Raw genomic sequence first — 2,456 nt, forward strand, 5'->3', positions numbered from 1 at the left:
TTACAGAATAGTGCGTAATTTACATGGGGCGACCAGCGTTTAGGGTCAAGTTTCGCTGCGCGGCGTGATCCTCGAACATGGAAGAGACAACAAATGGAACCTATCCTCCTTTACGGCTTCCCGGCGGGAAGCTCGATGGGGCTCGTCGCTGCCTTCGAACGCCTCGGGCTACCCTACCGGCTGTGCCGGGTGGACATGCTGGCCGACATGAAGAACGAAGCCTATGCCAGCATCAACGGCCGGCAGGAAACGCCGGTGCTGATCACCGACGAAGGCAAGGTGCTGACCGAGACCATGGCGATCGCCGCATGGCTCGAGGCCCGCGATACAAACCGGCGCATCAGCTTCGACCCGCGCACGCAGGAAGCCGATCGGATGCATCAACTCATGGCTTTTGTGAACACCGGATTTACCGCCGCTTTCATGCCGCTCTGGGCGGCGTTGGAAATGACGTCGCCGGACCCAGTCTTGCAGGCAACCTTGCGCGACTTTGGTCGCAAGGCCGTTGCCGAACGCCACGACCGGCTCGAGGCGATGATCAACGGGACCGACTTCCTGGTCGGCGATCGGCTGACGCTGGCCGACACCACGCTGATCGGCGTGGCGCGCTGGGCCGAGTTCCACCAGGCGATCGAGGGCGCCGACTATCCCAGGCTTGCCGCTTTGCGCGAGCGCATCCAGGCCGATCCGGTCGTGCAATACGCGCTCGCCGTAGAGGATGGCAGAAAGCCTGTGGGTTCGGGTGCCTGCCTTGGGCATGTCCCGCTGGCCGAGGTGATCGAACGCTTCGCGGCCTAGAGCTGCTATTGTGCGGCGCCAGCGCGCCTGGCGCCGCCCAACGAATACTCCTTATTTCACGAGCGTGATGAGGCGGCTGGCATACATCTCGCGACTTCCAAGCACGGCTGAGCAGTCCGTTTTGATGGATGAGTTTCCGGTCATCTGCACGGTCTTGCCGACAAGCCTCAGGCAGTCTCCCTGGCCGCTCATGTCGGAGTTGCCGGCATAGCTAACGGGCGCGTCCGGCGCGTAGACGAAACCGCTGATCACGGAATTGGCGCCGCCATTCAACGTCAAGGCCGACGTGTTTTCGTGGTTTTCGAAGATGGTGATGCCGGCATAGGGACCGCTGGTGGGCGGGGAAAGGTTCACCTGCTCATTGGCATTTATGTAAATCTGCGCGCCCTCCATGAGGAATATCGTCACCCCCTGGCCGGTCAGGCTGCCGTTGCCCCCGGGTTTGATGGCGGTGCCGCGCATTATGTAGACGCCAGGCTCAAGCGTGATGTTACCCGACAATGTCTTGTCGCAATAGGTGCCGGGCGCCAGCGTGTAGGTCTTGCCCTTGGGGACCGGCAAACACAACGTGTAGTCGGGGGGAACGACGTCGGCCAGGGGATCGAAAGACGCGTATTGATGCTCGAGCGGCGTTCCGCAGGTGAGATTGGCGCTTGGTGGCGAAAGGCCGGAAGTGCCGCCGACCGTCGAGACGCATGCCGCCGAGACCAGGGCGGAGCCACCTCTGCTGACGGCATCGGACGCGTCGGAGTTCGCGGCGATCACGCAACTGCTCATCGTGACATTGGTCGAGCCTTGCAGGCTCACCGCTGAAGACACATGCGGATCGAGCGCCAGCACGCAGGCCTGTGCACCCGGGTTCATCTTGACCTTGGCCGAGCGGTTGGCCTGCCACGAGGCCGCGCCGCTGAGGAAGCTTGGCCGGCTGATGCTGGACGAAAGCGAGATGTAATAGGCGCTCGGGCTCCCACTGGCGGCTGCCGAAAAGGCGGAGACGCTGCCTGAATATTCCTGCTGGTCGGCGGCGCTCATGTTGGCCGCAAAAAATGTCAGCCCAAGCGACTGGACGTCACCGGCTGTCATCCCGGCTGAGTACTTCGTGGCGACGGCAAGCCCGGCCGCGTCCAGCGAGTTCTGCAACTGCGCTGCGTCGTCGCTGGTGCCCACCAGATCGATGGTGCCGGCCACGCCAAGCATTATCGGCAGCATCGCTATGGCGGTCCCCATGGCGAAGTTGCCGCGCTCGGAGGCCCGGAAGCGTTTCAATGCGAACATTGCCCCTCGCCGAACTCTGTAAAGCTCAAGTGATACGCCAGGGGTCTCTACGAGCAATTTAAGCAAATGATAAAATGCTTGAATTGTAAAATGCTGCACAAATGGTTGGCCAAGCCTGCCAGGCCACAGCGGCAGCTGGCGCGCAACAAGACCTGAATATCGGCACGCCCCGTCAGCGCTGCGCTTCGGTTGCCATCCTCAGAGCCAGCGCCGCCAGCACCGTGCCCATCATCCAGCGCTGGATGACCATCCACAGCGGTCGTCCGGCGAGGAAGGTCGCGATCGAGCCGGCTGTCACCGCGATGATGGCATTGACGGTGAGGCTGATCGAGATCTGGGTGACGCCCAGCACCAGAAGCTGCGACAGGACATGGCCCTTGGCC

General features: G+C 62.3%; 2 protein-coding genes and 1 pseudogene. 1 reads left to right on the forward strand and 2 read right to left on the reverse strand.

Annotated features, from left to right (window positions below; genetic code table 11):
* The first annotated feature begins 93 nt into the window (after positions 1-93).
* Positions 94-798, forward strand: coding sequence for a glutathione S-transferase family protein (locus EN781_RS30575; protein ID WP_126055126.1), 705 nt, complete (start codon positions 94-96; stop codon positions 796-798).
* A gap of 51 nt (positions 799-849) precedes the next feature.
* Here EN781_RS30575 and EN781_RS30580 read toward each other — a convergent pair whose 3' ends face one another.
* A complete protein-coding gene (locus tag EN781_RS30580; RefSeq protein WP_126059106.1) occupies positions 850-2,073 on the reverse strand; it encodes a TadE/TadG family type IV pilus assembly protein in 1,224 nt (407 codons plus the stop codon).
* Positions 2,074-2,245: 172 nt separating this feature from the next.
* Positions 2,246-2,456 (reverse strand): annotated as a pseudogene (locus EN781_RS30585) (LysE family translocator); the annotation flags it as partial.

The organism is Mesorhizobium sp. M4A.F.Ca.ET.090.04.2.1 (assembly GCF_003999085.1).
Classification (GTDB): Bacteria; Pseudomonadota; Alphaproteobacteria; order Rhizobiales; family Rhizobiaceae; genus Mesorhizobium.

Coding starts and splice junctions, on each gene's coding strand:
- EN781_RS30575 (WP_126055126.1), top strand. CDS start 94: ATGGAACCTATCCTCCTTTACGGCTTCCCGGCGGGAAGCTCGATGGGG.
- EN781_RS30580 (WP_126059106.1), bottom strand. CDS start 2,073: ATGTTCGCATTGAAACGCTTCCGGGCCTCCGAGCGCGGCAACTTCGCC.